The sequence below is a fragment of the Bradyrhizobium sp. McL0615 genome, assembly GCF_049993905.1.
GTDB lineage: Bacteria > Pseudomonadota > Alphaproteobacteria > Rhizobiales > Xanthobacteraceae > Bradyrhizobium.
Map to the genome: position 1 here is coordinate 8,396,162 of NZ_CP188254.1, position 15,952 is coordinate 8,412,113.

Sequence of the window (15,952 nt, forward strand, 5' to 3'; positions counted from 1 at the left end):
GACTGAGAGTCGTGTGCTCCCGCCACACGACGGGTGGTTATTATGTCCACCAGCCAACCATTCGCTCTGCGAGCAGTGGCGGGTACCCTCAATCATGGTGCCAGCTCTTCTTGGCCTCCCGATCGATGCAGCAGTTATTGCCCAATGCTAACTCGCAGCGACCGAGACGCGCATCACATTGCGCCAGCGGCTTTTGAAGCGGGCTTCCACACAGATCGAATAATCGCGGTGAACGCGAAAGGAATGACGATGAAAAAACCCCTGCTTTCCATTGAAGAGCCGGAGCCGAAGAAGAAGGCGGTGCGGGCCGACAGGCCCCCGACCGAAGGGTTCGCGACGATCGTCGACGGCCATTTCAAGTCGGAGTTTGACACGGCCGAGGCTGCCGAAGTCTCCGGCCGAAAGCTGAAGACCGCCTATCCGATGCTCCAGGTCCAGGTCTACGATGCCGCCCTGAAGGTGCGCACCTTGTTGAGCTAGCCCGTTATCGACCGGCGGAGCAAGGCCGGCCGGGCGCCTCCGTCTCAGCAACCGCGGCAGATATTCTTCAGCTTGGCGCTGGTCTTGGCGTCTTCTGTGCTGAATGGATCTTTGTCGGCGGCTCGCGATGGATCTTGTTCAGGGACGCCGGACTTTTGCATTTTCGGAGGGTACGCGGCGTCGTAGCACGACAGGCGCGCATTGGCGTTTTCGATCACGCGGCATTCGGGCACTGCGGCAAGAGCACCCGTCGTACACATGCACAGGGCCAGCACGGCGAGCGTCGTTTTCATCCGAGTTCCTTCGCGATTGGTCGCAGTTTCAAATCAAGCAGATCGACGCCGGACGATTCCCTCGTCACGCAACCTCGTCAGTCCAGACCTTGAAGCCAGCCAACGTGTTGGGCCCGAAGGTCTGGGTGATCGGCACATCGGAGGCGTCGCGGCCCTGCGCGATCAGCACACGGCCGATCCTCGGCACATTGTTGCGCGGATCGAAGGTGCGCCAGTGCCCGCCGATATAGGCTTCGAACCAGCCGGCGAAATCGCCCACGGCCCAGGGTTTTGGCGTGCCGATGTCGCTGAGATAGCCGGTGCAATAGCGCGCGGGAATGTTCATGCAGCGGCAGAACGTGATGGCCAGATGGGCATAGTCGCGGCAGACGCCCTTGCCTTCCTCATAAGCCTCCCACGCCGTCTTGCTGGCGCGCGCGTGCTCATATCCGAACGCGATGTGACGGTGCACGAAATCGCAGATCGCCTGGACCCGCGCCCAGCCTGGCGGCGTCTTCCCGAACAATTGCCAGGCGATTTCCGAAAGCCGGTCGGTCTCGCAATAGCGGCTGCCGAGCAGATAGACCAGGGTGTCCGCGGGCAGATCCTCGACCGCATGCTGAAACGCCGAAGCAAACACCGGATCGGGAAGGCCGCTATCGCGCACCACGCCATCGCCGGCAAGGCGCACGCGGCCGGCGGGCGCGACCATGCGGCTGCACCAATTGCCGAACATGTCGCGATAGGGCGTGATCTCGACCGCGGGATCGGTAGTGAGGAAGTCCGGCACGATGACATCGGATGCGCGGGTGAAGTGTGTGCCCAGCACCATGATCATAGGCGTCGGCTGCGGAAAATCGTAGAGCATTTCGAATCCGACGCGAAGCTTCACTCGAAACGCCTTTCCGGCTGCTAAGAGCTCGAAGTGGCTACGGAACCGGCGAATACAAGGCTTTGGCCACCTCATTCGACCAAATACGGCCGGCGGTGGAGAAAACGATAGCTAATTGACGCAAAAGCGCGCAGGTTGCGACGATGTCCGCAAAACATCATGACTTGGTGCGCAGCTTCGTTGGGCTGCCCGCATGACCATGCGCACGCGACGGGAAACGGTTCACTTCAGGCACCCGTTCCGCATCAAAGGTATCGACCGGCAGCTGGCACCGGGGGCTTATGAAATCGTCTCCGACGAGGAGATGATCGAAGGCCTTTCGTTTCCGTGCTTTCGGCGGGTCGCCACCATGATCATGGTGCCCGGCGCGCCGCCGCAACGTTCCGCGATGGAAATGATCTCGATCAGTTCGATCGATCTGTCCGACGCCCAACGCATCGACGCGAGCGCGCCGCGTGACTGATACCCCGATCGAGCTCGACAAGCATCGCGGCATGGCGGCGCAGAAGGCGACCGATATCCGTCGCGTGATCGCCGACGTCGAGGCCAACGCAAAACAGTTGCGTGACAAGCAGGGCGCTGTCGAAATCGAGATCCTCGGCGCGCCGGCTACCTCGTGGCCCGAAGCGGTGGCCAAGGCGCGTTACGTGCTCAACCTGTATTCCGCCGGCCTGCCGGCGACCGACACCCATCACCGCGACCTCGTGGCTGCGGTGCTTGCGGACCTTACCCGACTCTCGAAAGAAGAGACCTGAACAAGCCGATATCCGGCCTGAAAGAACTGCCCCCTTCATCCAGCCGTCCCGACCAAGGTCGAACGGCGCAAATCGAAAGCACTTGATGCAAAATCTCTCGCCACGTCACGTCATGACGGAAGAATCGCTCCGTCTCGGCGTCGAGTCCGGCTGGTACTCGACCAAGGTCAGCGGAACCTTCGTCTCGGGCCCGCATTCTACCGAAGCGGATTGCCTGCGCAGGATCCTGGAAATCAATCCGCCGCCGGTCGTAAAAAAGAGGGTGGCCGGATGAGAGGATCGTTTCGCGCCGGGAGAAATGCCTGATGACGTTCGCGCGCGGCAACATCCGGGGCTATGACGACGACCGGATGGTCCTGCTGTTTTCCATGATGGACGACGGCAGGGAAGTGCCCTGCGCCGTCAGCGCTGCGGCGATGGATGAACTGGAACACGTGCCGCGGACGCCGGCAGCCCGGCGCGAGGAGCAGTTCGCGCGGTTGCGGGACCGGATCGAGGCGTGCGCGTCCCGCAAATTCCAGGCGCGGGAGTTCGAAGGCACTCCCCCCGGCATCATCGTGCGCGGCATCGATTTCCGTTCCTGAAAAACGTCGCCGCTCGACTGATGTCACGATGAACCAGGTCTGCGGACCGGTGAAAAACAGTTCCGCCTGTTCCCCGATCATGTTTTAAGGTCCGAGCTATTTGTCAAAGGGACCGATTGCATGAACTTGCCGATGAGCTGGGATGAATGGGCTGACCACGACGGCGTGGCGCTCGCCACGCGCGTTGCGAAGGGTGAACTGACGGCCGCGGAACTGGCCGCACAGGCGGCCGCCGGCATCGCCAAGGTCGATCCCGCGCTTTCAGCCGTCGTCGAAATCTTCGAGGATGCGGTCACCGACCCCGGCACCGACGGCACCAATCTCGATGGCCCGTTTGCCGGACTTCCATTCCTGATGAAGGACCTCGGCCCGACGCTGAAGGGCCGCCTGCAGGAAATGGGCTCACGCTACATGCGCGGTAACCGCGCCACGGCCGACACGTTCATGACGAAGAAGATGCGCGGCGCCGGGCTCAACCTGATTGGGCGCACCACCACGCCGGAATTCGGCGTCTGCAGCTCGGCGGACAATCCCGCCGTCTATGTCACGCGCAATCCCTGGAATACCGACTACACCACCTGCGGCTCGTCGGCCGGCAGCGCCGCGATGGTCGCCGCCGGCACAGTGCCGATCGCGCATGCCACCGATGGCGGCGGCTCGATCCGAATCCCTGCGGGGGTCAACGGCAATATCGGGCTGAAGGTCTCGCGCGGCGTGTTCTCGCTGTCGCCGCTTCTGTCCGACCTCAGCGGCCTGGTCTCGATCCAGGGCTGCCAGTCGCGCACGGTGCGCGACACTGCGGCCTTCGTCGACGCCTGCCGCGGTCCGGCGCCCGGCGAATTCATGCCGTTCTGGTCGCCGCCAGAGCCCTATACGCGGATGATCGCGCGCGATCCGGCGCGGCTCAAAATCGCGCTGTCGCACCAATGGGGTGAATATAGCGCGACGCCGCATATCGCGGCCGAGTTGCAGAGGGTCGGGCGCTTCCTCGAAGGTCTCGGCCATCACGTCGACTACGCATTGCCGGAGCTGGACTACCGCGAAGCCTTTGCGGCGCAGACCACCTGCTACATCAGCAATTTCGCCGTCGTCATCTCCAACATGCTGGCGGCGCGTGGCCTGGAGAAGCCGCCGGAAGATCTGATCGAGCCCATCAACATCCGGATCTGGGAGCATGGCCGCAACACCAGCTATGCCGACCGAGCACGGATGCAAGCGGCGTTCAACACGACCTCGCGCGGCTTCGGCGCGTTCTTCGAGGAATGGGACATCATCCTGACGCCGATCACGGCATTGCCGACGCCGAAGGTCGGCACCACGGAGTATCTGACGATCAGCGAAAATCCTGACGTGCTGGACTGGTTCGGCAACCTCTGGCGCAATTTCGCCTTTACGCCGCTTGCCAATCTCTGCGGCATCCCCGCGATCTCGTTGCCGCTCGCCACCCATGAGCACGGCCTGCCGCTCGGCATCCAGGCGATTGCGAAACAGGCCAATGACGGGCTGCTGTTGCAACTGGCGGCGCAGATCGAGCGCGCGATCGGCGGCAAGTGGAACGCGGGCGAGAAGCCCGGCGTGCATGTGACGAACGGTTGATCATCTCAACCGTCGGCGGCCCTAGAACCTTCGTGAGGTTGAATCCCTGCGACTTCATTTCCCCTGCCAAGCAGAGCGTCACGGGCTTCCTTCAGACGCTTCAAACTCGCCACATTGGTCTCGCGAATTTCGTCCAGACGATTGAGATAGGACAGTTCAGCCTTGACCTGGGCGAGGTTCAGAACATCGTCCATGCTGTTCAATCCTTGCTCTGCGGGCTGATCGGCTTCTTCGAAGGCCTGTTCTGGGCGGGGTAGACTAATTTTAGCATGCGGATACCGGTCCGATTATGAAATTCACCACACATAGCCCACGATTCCCTTGCCGGCGTGGCTGCGGGTGACATTGGAGAACTCGCCCGCGAAGGTGGCCCCGACCGCAAGCCGTTGCGCCATTTCAAGGCGTGAGGCCCATCCACGGCGCGGCGCGCAGCCCGCTTGCCGCCGACACATCTTCTGTCCCCAGCCCGCAGAGGTCCACGCGCCGGTCCGGCATCGCAGTCCCCATTCGGCACGAATCTCCACAGCAACTTCGCCCTTTCCTCTCATTTCGCGTCAGAAAGGTCCTGAGATTGCGGCTGAGACATTCTGAAATTTTTCTGATATTCGGCGCGCCTGTACGTTTGGGCACATTTTTCCGGTCGATCCGGGGACTAAATGGGGACAGCTGCCGGTGGGAGGGGACGTGCTGCGCTTTGCTGGCTTTGAGCTTGACTCCGAGCGCGCCGAGCTGCGTGCCCCCGATGGCGGGACGATCAGGCTCCGGCCCAAAGCGCTGGAGATACTGCGGCTGCTCGCCGGGAATGCCGGCCGCGTTCTGAGCAAGCAGCAGTTGATGGAAGCCGCCTGGCCGAACGTCCATGTCGGCGAGGACAGCCTGTTCCAGTGCATCCGTGAAATCCGCACCGCGCTCGGCGACGACAAGCGCCAGGTGGTCCGGGTCATCTCCGGCCGCGGCTACCTGTTCCAGGCCGAGGTGACGGGGGTCCCCGTCCCTGCGGCGCCGGAAATTGCGCCCGTCAGCCAGCCGTCGCCTGCAGTATCAGACACGAAGGCGGTCACCGAGACGACCGGTGAGCCCGCGAAACGGGTTCTCGACTTCAGCCGGCGTCGCGTCGCGTTCGCTGCTGTCGCGGGGTTCGCCATCCTGTGTACGGCGGTCGCCGTGTGGATGTTGAGTCCCGGCCTGATCTTTGCGCGCGGGCCGACAAGCATCGCCGTGATGCCGATCGCGGATGCGAACAACGATTCGCACGTCGCCCAGATGGCGGCCGATGTGAGCGGCCGCCTGACCGACGGGCTGGCGAAGATCGAAAACATCCGCGTGCTGGCTCTGGAAACGGGTGCACCGAAGGCCGACTTCGTGGTGAAGGGCGAACTGCAGAAGAGCGAGCAGGCCTGGACGATACGAACGCGCATGACCGACACGGCAACCGGCGAGGTGACGTGGACCGCGTCATACTCCGTCAACCCTGCGGATACGGACCTGCAGATGCAGCAGTCCCGGCTCGCGGCGGGCGTCGGTCACGCCCTGGCGCTGCGCATCAACGAACTGCTGAATGCCGACGCGCGGTCAGCTGCGAAGAGCAAGGTCGTGATTGAGCAGGCCACCGCCCATATCAACCAGACCTCGCCGGAGCGTTTTCAGGCGGCGCAGGCCATGCTGGAGAAGGCGCTGGCCGAAGACCCCGGCAATGTCGAGGTTCAGGTCGCACTGGCCGCGCTGCTGATGCGCGGCGTGCAGATGGTGTGGCTGAGCCCGGCCCAGCGCGAGCCGGCGGAGACTAAGGCCGAGGCGCTGTTGCAGCAGACGCTGCGGGCGAAGCCGAATTATATTCCGGCGCACGAGGCCTATTGCCGCTTCCTCAACGCCACCAACCAGTTCAGCGCCAGCCTCGTGGCCTGCGCGAGGGCCTTGAGCCTCGATCCGTGGAACGGGATCGCGCTGTATCATGTCGGCCTTGCGCAAATCCAGACCGGACGCTTTGAGGACGCACTGGCAACGTTCAAGCAGGCGGACCGCTTCGATACGCCGCAGGTCTCGCGCTGGACGTGGCTGATCGGCGCCGGCTGGGCCAACATGCTGATGGGCCGCGCCGAAGACGCCGTGCCGTGGCTGCAGAAGTCGATCGCGATCACGGCGGCCAGTGGTCGCACGCATATGTTGCTGGCGGCGGCCTATCAGCAACTGGGGAAGACCGACGAAGCCAGGGCGGCGATGGAAAAGGGCCGTGAATTGCGGCCCGGCTCGACCGTGCAAAACGTCCCGACGCCCAAAAAGAATTCCAGCCCGGTCTATCTCGAGGCGGCCGAACGGATCATGCAGTTGATGGCGGCGGCGGGCTTGCCGGCGAGCTGACGTAAGCCCGGACGCAGGGCGAACCGTCGACGAACGTGGGACGCGATGCTCGCTGGGCTAGTCGAATGTGACGCCGACCCTATACTCCCTGCGCCAGACGACACGGCAAAGCAGCTTCAATCCGTCCTCGGGGAGGACCAATGTGAATTCATCGGGGATACGGATCAGGTCCGGAAAATCCAGCGCCGCGCCCGTGGCGGATAGATCGCGAACGGTGCAAGCATATTTGTCGCCGCCATACTCGATTTTGGCGGCCTTCATGACACGGACGCGCGGTGCAATCCGGGTTTCGACCATCGCGAAAAATTCCGGCGGACATTAAAGGAGACAGTATTCAAGTACTGTGCCGCCGAAAGATTAAATATTCGGGAATTTTCGGCATGCCAGGAGAGGCGAGCCCCACAACATTCGTCGCGGGGCCGAAGCCCCGCGCAGCGCACTTGACGAACCACGGCAAGTGAGATCCGGGTTTACTTCCACCGCGCCAGATAGAAGCGTGGCAGTTCGTCCGGGTACGGCGTGAAATCGAGCTGCTTGGCGTAACCGTAGGTCGTCACATAGGTGTGCATCGGCGCCCAGTAGGCCTGCTCGGTGATCTTCTTGATCACCGCCGAATAGGCCTCCTTGCGCACCTCCGGGTTAATGGTCGACCCGCCCTGGACCAGCCCCTTCTGCACGTCGGGATCGCGCGCATAGTCGTCGGCGCCGCCATCGAAGAAGTTCGGCAGAAACGCCGAGACGTCGTTGATCGAAAAGCTACCCCAGCTTCCGAGATACATGCGCAGCTCACCCGCCTTGGCGCGCTGGATCAGGGCCGCGGTCTGGAGCTGGTTGAGCTTAGCGCGGATGCCGACCGCAAGCAGGTAGTTCTGGACTGCCGAGCCCCATTGCGGCAGCACGTAGCTGGCTAGCTCGACTTCGAAGCCGTCGGGATAGCCGGCTTCAGTGAGAAGCTGCTTCGCTTTCGCCGGATCGTAGTCGTAAGGCACCGCGACCTCGGCGTCGCAGCCGAACTGCGACGGGAAACACGGCGCTGAAGGCACGCGGCTGCCGCCGGTCACGAGCTTGTCGGCGATCGCCTTGCGATCGATCGCATGCCAGATCGCCTGACGCACCTTCTGCTTGGTCAGGGGATTGTCGGCGCCGGTGCGGCCGGCCGCATCGAGCGAAAGATAGCCGACCCGCATCGATTCCTTCCGAACCGCCTGCAGATGCGGCATCTTGTTCACGGGATCGAGCTGGTCAGGGTTCATGTTCCAGATCCAGTCGGCGCGGCCGGCGAGCAATTCCGTCATCTCGGTCGTGGCATCAGGCACGAAGCGCACGCTCAGCTTCTTGATCGCAGGCTTGCCCTTCGGGCTGCCGGCCCAGTAATCCTCGAACCGTTCGAAGTCGATGGAGACGCCGGGCTCGACCTTGGTCATCTTGTAGGGACCCGCACCGACCGGCGCCTTGGCGTAGCCTTCAGCGCCGACCTTCTCGCGATAAGCCTTGGGATAGATCGGGATCACGAGCGCGAAATATTCCAGCGCTGCGGGGGTCGGCCGCTTCAGCGTGACGCGCACCGAGAGATCGCCGGTCTTCTCGGCCTTGTCGAGCCAGTTGTAGTTCGCCGGCGTCGACAGCCGGCTCGCCGGATCGGCGATCAGGTTGATGGTGTAGACGACGTCATCGGCGGTGAACGGGCTGCCGTCGTGGAACTTGACGCCCGGTCGCAGCGTGAACTCGATGGTGGTCGGATCCGGCTGCTTCCACTCGGTGGCGAGCAGCGGCTCGAGCTTGAAGGTATCGGGATTGCGGTAGACCAGCGCGTCCCAGCCCTGATGGTGCATCACCACGCCGGTGCGCAGATTGTTGTAATAGGGATCGATGTTGGGAAGCGCGTCGCGCATTACGATCCGCAGCGTATCGGCGGATTTTTGTGCTGTCGCGGGCGCCGCGGCGGCGCCGAGCAGCGCCATCGCCAGAATGGCCGCGCCGAGCTTGTTTTGCATACGCATATCGCCCTCCATTACCTGTGTTTTGCAAAGCGGCGTGAAGCACGCTCTATGCCAGATGACATTCTACCATTCCCTGGGGCGGCCGGACCATGCGCGTTGGTGCCTCATGGCGGCAGCGCTCGACCGCGATACGGCAGCGCGGGTTGAAGCGGCAGCCCGGCGGAATATTGGCCGGATCCGGCATGATGTCGCCGAGGCCGATGTCGGGTACGCCCTTGCCCGGCTCCGGCGTCAGCACGCTTTCCAGCAGCGCCTTGGTATAGGGGTGGCCGGGCTCGCGAAACAGCGCGTCGGTTTCGTTGCGCTCGACAAAACGGCCGAGATACATCACCGCGACCTCGCTCGCGACATGTTCCACGACGGCGAGGTTATGGCTGATGAAGAGATAGGTCAGCCCGAGGTCGCGGCGCAAATCGGCGAGCAGATTGAGGATTTGTGCCTGCACCGAGACGTCGAGCGCGCTGGTCGGCTCGTCGCAGATCACGATCCTGGGCTCCAGCACCAGGGCGCGAGCAATCGCCGCGCGCTGGCGTTGCCCACCGGAGAGTTGCGCCGGCATGCGCTCGCCCATCGCGGCCGACAGCCCGACACGCTCGAGAATGCCGCCAACGCGGCGCTCGATCTCGCCGCGCGAGAAGGTGCCCTGCGCTGCCAGCGGCAGGGCGACGATGTCCTTGATGCGCCGGCGCGGATTGAGCGAGGCGAACGGGTCCTGGAACACGGGCTGGATCAGCCGGGCGCGTGCCTTGCGATCGAGGTCGAACAGGCGCTTGCCGTCGACCAGCACGGTGCCCGCCGTCGGCTTGAGCAGTCCGAGGATCATGCGCGCGAGCGTGGATTTGCCGCAGCCGGATTCACCGACAATGCCGAGCACGCTGCCGGCCGGCACGCTGAAGGTGACATCGTCGACCGCGACAACGCGCTTTTCCGCCGACATCAAACCGGTGTGCACGCGAAATTCGCACCGCAGATTCTCGACCTCGATCGCGGCGGTCATGCGGGTTGCAGCTCCGCACTATCAGGCGCGAGCCGGCACAGATAATCGTGCGCGTCGCCGGCCTGCCGCCGCGGAATCGCGCGCGCGCATGTCTCGTCGGCGTGGGCGCAGCGCGAGCGGAAGGCGCAACCGGCAAAGCCGGGGCCGATGGCCGGCACCACACCGGGGATCGATCCGAGCGGCCGATCGCGCTGCACCCGGCCGGGCACCGGCACGCAGGACAGGAGACCGCGCGTGTAGGGGTGCTGCGGCGAACGGAACAGTTCCGCGGTCGTCGCGCGCTCGACCACCTCGCCGGCATACATGACCGACACATGATCGGCGACGCGTGCGACGATGCCGAGGTCGTGGGTGATCAGGAGGATCGAGAGCCCGAGCTCACGCTTGAGGTTCGCGAGCAGCCGCAGGATCTGCGCCTGCACGGTGACGTCGAGCGCGGTGGTCGGCTCGTCGGCGATCAATAGTTCGGGGTCGCACATTAGCGCCATCGCGATCATCACGCGCTGGCGCAGGCCGCCCGAGAGCTGGTGCGGGAACTGGCCGAGCCGCATGCCGGGAGCGGTGATGCCGACGCGGCCCATCAGTTCGGCGGCGCGGTCCAGCGCCGCGGCGCGCGAGCCGCCCTTGTGGCGCGTCAGCACTTCCGCCATCTGCGAGCCGATGGTGAAGGCGGGATTGAGGCTGGTCATCGGCTCCTGAAAGATCATCGCCATGCGGTTGCCGCGCAGCCGCGCCATTTCGCGGTCCGACAACGCGGTGAGATCGGTGCCGGCAAAGCTCATCCGTTTCGCCGTACGCTGGCCGCCGCGCGCGAGCAGGCTCATGACCGCCAGCGCGGTGACGGATTTGCCGCAACCGGATTCGCCGACCAGGCAGTGGGTCTCACCCTTCTCGACCCGGAACGAGGCGCCGCGCACCGCCGCGGTGCGGCCGCCGAAACTCACCTGAAGCTCCTCGACCTCCAACAGCGCGCTCATCGCAGCCGCTCCGCGCCGAGCAGATTGCGCAATCCGTCGCCGACCAGATTGATGCCGAGCACCAGAACAGCCAGCGCGACGCCGGGGATCATGATCACCCAGGGCGAAAAGAACATGTAATCCTTACCCTCGGCGATCATCAGCCCCCACGACGGCAGCGGCGGCGGCACGCCAAGACCAAGGAACGACAGAGCGGCTTCGAGCAGGATCGCCAGCGCCATCTCCAGCGTGGCCACCACCGCAAGATGGCTCGCGATATTCGGCAAAATCTCCTTGATCAGGATATGCGGCATCGAGGCGCCGGCGCACCAGGCGGCGCTGACATAGTCATGGTTGCGGACCTGCATGGTAGTCGCGCGCGCGACAACTGCAAAACGATCCCACAACAATAGCCCCAGCGTTGCCACCACGAGCCCGAGGCCCGACCCCATCAGCCCGACCACCGCGAGCGCGACCAGCACCACGGGGATAGACAATCGCGTCGTGATGGCGAACAGCACGACATCATCGACGCGGCCGCCGAAGAATCCGCCGAGCACGCCGAGCGTGATGCCGATCAGGCCCGAGGTGATCACCGTCATGATTCCGATCAGCAGCGAAATGCGCGCGCCATAGACCAGCCGCGCCAGATAGTCCCGCCCGAGCTGGTCGGTGCCGAGCAGATGCCCCGCCTGGGTGCCTTCCATCCAGAACGGCGGCTTCAATCGATTCCCGAGATCCTGAATAAACGGATCCTGCGGCACCAGCGCATTGCCGATGACGGCGGCGGCGACGACCAGCGCGACGATAGCGATTCCGATCGCAAAGCCGGCGGTGCCGATGCGCGACGCACTCGAAGGCTGGGGCGCCTGAATGGCAATCGGTTCGCTCATCCCGTGCGCAGCCTCGGATCGAGCAGTGCATTGAGGATGTCGGCCAGCAAAGTGAGGCCGATATAGAACACGGCCAGCACCAGCACCACCGCCTGCACGACCGGGAAATCATTCTTGGCGATGCTTTCCCAACCGAGATAGCCGACGCCATGCAGCGCGAACACGGTCTCGATGACGATGGAGCCGCCCAGCATGAAGCCGAGCTGGACCGCGGCAATCGAGACGACGGGAATGGCGGCGTTGCGCAGCGCGTGCTTGAAGATGATCCGCGCCCGCGACAGGCCCTTGGCGCGCGCGGTGCGGATGTAGTCTGACGCCATCGCCTCGATCATGCCGGAGCGCGTCAGCCGCGTCAGCGCCGGGATCGCCGTAAAGGCGAGCACGATGCCCGGCATCACGAAATGCTGCCAGGTGCCGGTGCCCGAGATCGGCAGGATACCGAGCTGCAGGCCGAGCACGATCATCAGGATCAGCGCCAGCCAGAAGCTCGGCACCGCCTGCCCCACCATCGTGAACAGGGTGACGCCGCGGTCGACCCAGGTGTTTTCGCGCAGCGCCGCCAAAATGCCGAGGGGAATCGAGATGACCAACGCAAGGGTAAGCCCGACCAGCCCGAGCGTGACCGTGATCGGCAGGCGCTTCAGGATCAGGTTCGCCACGCTGTCCTTGAAGAAATAGCTCTGGCCGAAATCGCCGACCAAAGCGCGGCCGGTCCAGGCGAAGAACTGAACATAGAGCGGGCGGTCGAGGCCATAAGCCTTGCGCACGATTTCGACGTCGGCCTGCGTCGCCGAGGGGCCTGCGATCGAAACCGCAAGGTCGCCCGACAGCCGCGTCAGCAGGAATGCGAGCGTCATCACGGTGAACGCGACCAGCACACCGATGGCAAGACGCCGGGCAATCAGACGCAACATCTACAAAACCCCAGGGACCGACGAGCGCGTCCCCACGTTCTCAGGCCAGCCAAGCAACTGCAACGGTGTCACCAAACTGTCGTCCCATGCAAGAGCGAGTTGACGATTGCCACGATTGCCCGTGGCGGCAATCCCCATCGCGATTGAGTGCAATGTGCGTGCCACGCCCGCCAAGTCTCACGACAGAAGCCAAGCCCAGGCAGGGAGTTAACCGCCGCAAAAAGTTCGAGCGAATTCAATGTCTATGGTTCCGGAATCCGGGCCACGTGCAGACCGCGCCTGACACCGAGGTCCGCCGCCTCAAGCCTGCGCCCATTTTTCGAGCGATCTGAGCCGAGATGAGCTCCACGCGGGTGCCGGTTGCGCGGCGTCAAGGCTCATCGGCAGCGAACTGGTCCGGGCTGGTCTCTTGCTTGCGGTGCTCGCGATGCTCCCCGGCGGCCTGCTCCGCATTCATGCGGAATCGTTGGCGCGCGTGCGGCAGCGGCGTCAGGAAATGTAGCGGCCTGGCGCAAACGGCGTAACGTCGTATGGCGGTGCCGCGCCGTCGATCATGGCGGCAATCGCGGCGCCGGTCGCAGGCCCCGTCGTGAAGCCGATGTGCTGGTTTCCGAAGGCAAGCCACAGCCCGGCATGCCGGGGCGCGGGACCGATCATCGGCAGGCTGTCGGGCAGCGTCGGTCGCGAGCCGCGCCACGTTTCGCCGACGGCATCGCCGAATTCGGCCACGCCGCGCGCGAGCGGAACGACCTGATCGAGCTGGGCAAACGAGGAAGGCGCATCGCGGCCGGTCAACTCGACGCCCGAGGTGACGCGGATGCCCTGCTCCATCGGCGTCATGATGAAACCGCCGTCGATGTCATAGATCGGACGCCGCAACGAACGCGACGGGTTCGGCTTGAATTCGCGATGGTAGCCACGCTCAAAGGCGAGCGGAACGCGGTAACCGAGCGGCTGCAAAATATCGGCGGACCACGGTCCCAGCGCGACCACGACATGGCGCGCCAAAATCTCGCCACCAGCCAGCGCCACACGCCAACGATCGCCATCGGGAACGATCGCCTTGACATCCGCCTGCCTGATGTCGCCGCCCGCACTGGCGAACATGCGCGCATAGGCCTTGACCACGGCCCCCGGTGAATCGACCGAGGCGGTCTCCGTGTGCAGCAGGCCCACCTTGTAAACAGGCACGATACCCGGCTCGAGCGCGGAGATCGCCTGACGATCGAGCAATTCGCTGGCGATGCCGTATTCGGCGAGCAGAGCCTGTTCCTGCTCCGCCGACGCGACCGCACCCCCGCGCCATGCCTTGAGCCAGCCGGTCTCGCGGATGCGATGCCCTGCTCCCGCTTTCACGATCCATTCCCGGTGCAGTTTTGCCGATGCGCCGATCAACCCATGCAGGGCGGTCGCCCGCGGCTTGAAACGCGACGCGGCCGCGTCGGCCAGAAAGCGTGCGACCCATCCCGCGTTTTGAATGGCCCAGACCGGATTCCAGCGCAACGCGGCGTGGCGGTTGGTCAAATATTTCGGCAGCGCCTTCCACAGCGACGGATTGTTGAGCGGCGATATCGAGCCGCTGCTGATGATACCGGCATTGCCATAGGAGGTCTCGCTACCGGGCTCGCGCCGATCAACGAGCACGACCGACATCCCGCGCTCCCGCGCGGCATAGGCTGTTGATACGCCGACGATGCCGGCACCGAGGACTACGACGTCAACTGTTTCTTCCGGCATCGGCTTTCCACACACTTGCACGGCAGGATTTCACATCACGGCCCGCCCGCCAATAGCTGGCATTCCGCCCGAAATTTTTTTCGCGCTCAGACTTGGCACAGCCAAATCGACTTGGCATCAAACGCGTCACTGCGGACGGCGACACGTGTCGCTCAATTGCAAGAACCAACTTGAAAGCGCCGTGCCTAAGCGGCAATTTGGAAAGTCAGTCTTCGATCTTGGGTCTCCACCAGCAACCTGGCGGCCCCTCTTCACGGCACCGATAAATTCCATCTCCACAGAGGGCCATCTTCAATGAGTCAGCCATCAGGTCCGCTCGCTGGTATCACGGTTCTGGATTTGACCAGCGTGCTGTACGGTCCGTACGCTAGCCAAACCTTGGGTGACTGGGGCGCGGAAGTCATTAAGATCGAGCCGCTGACGGGAGACACGTGGCGCTACAGCGGTCAGTTCCGCAATCGCGGCATGACCGGGCAATTCATGGCGGTGAATCGAAACAAGCGCAGCCTGGCGCTGGATCTCAAGCAGCCGGACGGCAAATCCGTATTGCAGCGCCTGATCGCCAAGGCGGATGTCCTGCTCACCAATATCCGTCCGGCGGCATTGGCAAGACTGGGCTTCGGCTATGAGTCCTGCCAACAGATCAATTCCCGACTGATCTATGCCGCCGCCACCGGTTTCGGCCAGGACGGACCGTGGGCCGCCCGCCCCGCCTTCGACGAGGTGATACAGGCCAGTTCCGGCTTCGCCTCCGCGATGGGCAGCGACGATGAGCCGGCCTTCGTGCCGAGCCTGGTCGCGGACAAGATCTGCGGCTTGACGATCGTGGGCGCGGTATCGGCGGCGCTGGTACATCGCGAGCGCACTGGCAAAGGACAGATGGTCGAAGTCCCCATGCTTGAAACCATTACTGCCTTCAACAGCATCGAGATGCTTGGTGGCCACGCCTTCGATCCGCCGATCGGACCGGCCGGCTACAAGCGCATGAAAGAGCGGCGGCCGGTGCGCACCAAGGATGGCTGGCTGACCATGCTGCCTTACTCGGGCGACAACTGGTGCGTCTTCTTCGAAGCCGTCGGCCATCCCGAATGCATTGAACAATTCGCGGTCAGGGATGCGGTCTCACGCGCGAAAAATATCGATCGGATCTACAACAAGATGGCCGAGATCGCCATCACGCGAACCACGGCCGAATGGGAGGAGTTGCTGCTTCGCATCGACGTTCCTCACGCCGCGTTCGCGAAGATTACCGAGATTGCCGAACAACCGCATTTGAAAGCCGTCGGCATGATCGCCACGCTCGATCACCCCAGCGAGGGCAAGATCAGGCAGGCACGTCCCTCCGCCCGCTTTTCGGATACCCCGGCGGAAATCCGCAGCATGCCGCCCCGGCTTGGTGAGCATTCGCAAGCGATTCTGCGAGAGGCCGGTTTCACCGACGAAGACGTGGCTTCCATGATCGAAAAGAAAGTGGTCGGGATTTCCGACTGAACCGAGCGCTCAGTCGTTGCCGCAACG

19 protein-coding genes are annotated in these 15,952 nt (G+C 63.8%); 8 read left to right on the forward strand and 11 right to left on the reverse strand.

The genetic code is table 11. The features are described 5' to 3' along the window. Window positions 1-249: 249 nt before the first annotated feature. Window positions 250-480 carry a hypothetical protein gene (locus ACPPVP_RS40465; RefSeq protein ID WP_426529290.1) on the forward strand — a complete coding sequence of 77 codons (231 nt, stop codon included), beginning with the start codon at window positions 250-252 and terminating at the stop codon, window positions 478-480. Between the two features lie 44 nt (window positions 481-524). Here the strand turns inward: ACPPVP_RS40465 and ACPPVP_RS40470 are convergent, their stop codons facing one another. Beyond that, window positions 525-773, reverse strand: coding sequence for a hypothetical protein (locus tag ACPPVP_RS40470; protein WP_426529292.1), 249 nt, complete (start codon window positions 771-773; stop codon window positions 525-527). 64 nt (window positions 774-837) lie between these two features. Then, on the reverse strand, window positions 838-1,644 hold the full coding sequence (locus ACPPVP_RS40475; protein WP_426529294.1) for a transglutaminase-like domain-containing protein: 807 nt from the start codon (window positions 1,642-1,644) through the stop codon (window positions 838-840). Between the two features lie 193 nt (window positions 1,645-1,837). Between ACPPVP_RS40475 and ACPPVP_RS40480 the strand changes: the two genes are divergently transcribed. The 5 genes from ACPPVP_RS40480 (at window position 1,838) to ACPPVP_RS40500 (ending at window position 4,579) form a co-directional block, all read left to right on the forward strand. Further along, window positions 1,838-2,107 (forward strand): hypothetical protein, encoded by a 270-nt coding sequence (locus tag ACPPVP_RS40480; RefSeq protein ID WP_426529296.1) that lies wholly within the window; start codon window positions 1,838-1,840, stop codon window positions 2,105-2,107. Next, window positions 2,100-2,399 carry a hypothetical protein gene (locus ACPPVP_RS40485; protein WP_426529298.1) on the forward strand — a complete coding sequence of 100 codons (300 nt, stop codon included), beginning with the start codon at window positions 2,100-2,102 and terminating at the stop codon, window positions 2,397-2,399. Before ACPPVP_RS40480 ends, ACPPVP_RS40485 begins: the two co-directional genes overlap by 8 nt. Window positions 2,400-2,484: 85 nt before the next feature. Beyond that, window positions 2,485-2,673, forward strand: a complete 189-nt coding sequence (locus tag ACPPVP_RS40490; protein ID WP_426529300.1) for a hypothetical protein — start codon at window positions 2,485-2,487, stop codon at window positions 2,671-2,673. A 31-nt stretch (window positions 2,674-2,704) separates the two neighbouring features. Next, entirely contained in the window at window positions 2,705-2,983 is a 279-nt protein-coding gene (locus ACPPVP_RS40495) for a DUF1488 domain-containing protein (protein ID WP_426529302.1), read from the forward strand. 120 nt (window positions 2,984-3,103) lie between these two features. Then, a complete protein-coding gene (locus ACPPVP_RS40500; protein WP_426529304.1) occupies window positions 3,104-4,579 on the forward strand; it encodes an amidase in 1,476 nt (491 codons plus the stop codon). Between the two features lie 5 nt (window positions 4,580-4,584). Here the strand turns inward: ACPPVP_RS40500 and ACPPVP_RS40505 are convergent, their stop codons facing one another. After that, on the reverse strand, window positions 4,585-4,773 hold the full coding sequence (locus ACPPVP_RS40505) for a hypothetical protein (RefSeq protein ID WP_426529306.1): 189 nt from the start codon (window positions 4,771-4,773) through the stop codon (window positions 4,585-4,587). Window positions 4,774-4,875: 102 nt separating this feature from the next. Then, entirely contained in the window at window positions 4,876-5,031 is a 156-nt protein-coding gene (locus ACPPVP_RS40510; protein ID WP_426529308.1) for a hypothetical protein, read from the reverse strand. Window positions 5,032-5,263: 232 nt separating this feature from the next. Between ACPPVP_RS40510 and ACPPVP_RS40515 the strand changes: the two genes are divergently transcribed. Beyond that, window positions 5,264-6,937, forward strand: a complete 1,674-nt coding sequence (locus ACPPVP_RS40515; RefSeq protein WP_426529310.1) for a tetratricopeptide repeat protein — start codon at window positions 5,264-5,266, stop codon at window positions 6,935-6,937. Window positions 6,938-6,994: 57 nt separating this feature from the next. On the opposite strand, the gene ACPPVP_RS40520 is transcribed toward ACPPVP_RS40515, so the two are convergent. The 7 genes from ACPPVP_RS40520 to ACPPVP_RS40550 all read right to left on the reverse strand — a co-directional run bounded on the left by ACPPVP_RS40520 (window position 6,995) and on the right by ACPPVP_RS40550 (window position 14,434). Next, window positions 6,995-7,234 carry a PilZ domain-containing protein gene (locus ACPPVP_RS40520; RefSeq protein WP_426529312.1) on the reverse strand — a complete coding sequence of 80 codons (240 nt, stop codon included), beginning with the start codon at window positions 7,232-7,234 and terminating at the stop codon, window positions 6,995-6,997. A gap of 173 nt (window positions 7,235-7,407) precedes the next feature. After that, window positions 7,408-8,937, reverse strand: a complete 1,530-nt coding sequence (locus tag ACPPVP_RS40525; RefSeq protein ID WP_426529314.1) for an ABC transporter substrate-binding protein — start codon at window positions 8,935-8,937, stop codon at window positions 7,408-7,410. A 46-nt stretch (window positions 8,938-8,983) separates the two neighbouring features. Then, entirely contained in the window at window positions 8,984-9,934 is a 951-nt protein-coding gene (locus tag ACPPVP_RS40530; RefSeq protein ID WP_426529316.1) for an ABC transporter ATP-binding protein, read from the reverse strand. After that, entirely contained in the window at window positions 9,931-10,911 is a 981-nt protein-coding gene (locus ACPPVP_RS40535) for an ABC transporter ATP-binding protein (protein WP_426529318.1), read from the reverse strand. Before ACPPVP_RS40535 ends, ACPPVP_RS40530 begins: the two co-directional genes overlap by 4 nt. Next, window positions 10,908-11,783, reverse strand: a complete 876-nt coding sequence (locus ACPPVP_RS40540) for an ABC transporter permease (RefSeq protein WP_426529320.1) — start codon at window positions 11,781-11,783, stop codon at window positions 10,908-10,910. Before ACPPVP_RS40540 ends, ACPPVP_RS40535 begins: the two co-directional genes overlap by 4 nt. Then, window positions 11,780-12,697 (reverse strand): ABC transporter permease, encoded by a 918-nt coding sequence (locus ACPPVP_RS40545; RefSeq protein WP_426529322.1) that lies wholly within the window; start codon window positions 12,695-12,697, stop codon window positions 11,780-11,782. The genes ACPPVP_RS40540 and ACPPVP_RS40545 overlap by 4 nt, the downstream gene beginning before the upstream one ends. Window positions 12,698-13,186: 489 nt before the next feature. Continuing rightward, entirely contained in the window at window positions 13,187-14,434 is a 1,248-nt protein-coding gene (locus ACPPVP_RS40550; protein WP_426529324.1) for an NAD(P)/FAD-dependent oxidoreductase, read from the reverse strand. A 294-nt stretch (window positions 14,435-14,728) separates the two neighbouring features. On the opposite strand from ACPPVP_RS40550, the gene ACPPVP_RS40555 reads away from it, so the two are divergent. After that, window positions 14,729-15,925: a CaiB/BaiF CoA transferase family protein gene (locus ACPPVP_RS40555; protein ID WP_426529326.1), complete on the forward strand. Its 1,197-nt coding sequence runs from the start codon at window positions 14,729-14,731 to the stop codon at window positions 15,923-15,925. The last annotated feature ends 27 nt before the right edge of the window (window positions 15,926-15,952 follow it).

What these genes read in the sequence shown, in the direction of transcription:
- ACPPVP_RS40525 (WP_426529314.1), bottom strand. Translation starts at nt 8,937, where the DNA reads ATGCGTATGCAAAACAAGCTCGGCGCGGCCATTCTGGCGATGGCGCTG.
- ACPPVP_RS40505 (WP_426529306.1), bottom strand. Translation starts at nt 4,773, where the DNA reads ATGGACGATGTTCTGAACCTCGCCCAGGTCAAGGCTGAACTGTCCTAT.
- ACPPVP_RS40495 (WP_426529302.1), top strand. Translation starts at nt 2,705, where the DNA reads ATGACGTTCGCGCGCGGCAACATCCGGGGCTATGACGACGACCGGATG.
- ACPPVP_RS40510 (WP_426529308.1), bottom strand. Translation starts at nt 5,031, where the DNA reads ATGTGTCGGCGGCAAGCGGGCTGCGCGCCGCGCCGTGGATGGGCCTCA.
- ACPPVP_RS40490 (WP_426529300.1), top strand. Translation starts at nt 2,485, where the DNA reads ATGCAAAATCTCTCGCCACGTCACGTCATGACGGAAGAATCGCTCCGT.
- ACPPVP_RS40530 (WP_426529316.1), bottom strand. Translation starts at nt 9,934, where the DNA reads ATGACCGCCGCGATCGAGGTCGAGAATCTGCGGTGCGAATTTCGCGTG.
- ACPPVP_RS40520 (WP_426529312.1), bottom strand. Translation starts at nt 7,234, where the DNA reads ATGGTCGAAACCCGGATTGCACCGCGCGTCCGTGTCATGAAGGCCGCC.
- ACPPVP_RS40540 (WP_426529320.1), bottom strand. Translation starts at nt 11,783, where the DNA reads ATGAGCGAACCGATTGCCATTCAGGCGCCCCAGCCTTCGAGTGCGTCG.
- ACPPVP_RS40550 (WP_426529324.1), bottom strand. Translation starts at nt 14,434, where the DNA reads ATGCCGGAAGAAACAGTTGACGTCGTAGTCCTCGGTGCCGGCATCGTC.
- ACPPVP_RS40555 (WP_426529326.1), top strand. Translation starts at nt 14,729, where the DNA reads ATGAGTCAGCCATCAGGTCCGCTCGCTGGTATCACGGTTCTGGATTTG.
- ACPPVP_RS40470 (WP_426529292.1), bottom strand. Translation starts at nt 773, where the DNA reads ATGAAAACGACGCTCGCCGTGCTGGCCCTGTGCATGTGTACGACGGGT.
- ACPPVP_RS40535 (WP_426529318.1), bottom strand. Translation starts at nt 10,911, where the DNA reads ATGAGCGCGCTGTTGGAGGTCGAGGAGCTTCAGGTGAGTTTCGGCGGC.
- ACPPVP_RS40545 (WP_426529322.1), bottom strand. Translation starts at nt 12,697, where the DNA reads ATGTTGCGTCTGATTGCCCGGCGTCTTGCCATCGGTGTGCTGGTCGCG.
- ACPPVP_RS40465 (WP_426529290.1), top strand. Translation starts at nt 250, where the DNA reads ATGAAAAAACCCCTGCTTTCCATTGAAGAGCCGGAGCCGAAGAAGAAG.
- ACPPVP_RS40500 (WP_426529304.1), top strand. Translation starts at nt 3,104, where the DNA reads ATGAACTTGCCGATGAGCTGGGATGAATGGGCTGACCACGACGGCGTG.
- ACPPVP_RS40480 (WP_426529296.1), top strand. Translation starts at nt 1,838, where the DNA reads ATGACCATGCGCACGCGACGGGAAACGGTTCACTTCAGGCACCCGTTC.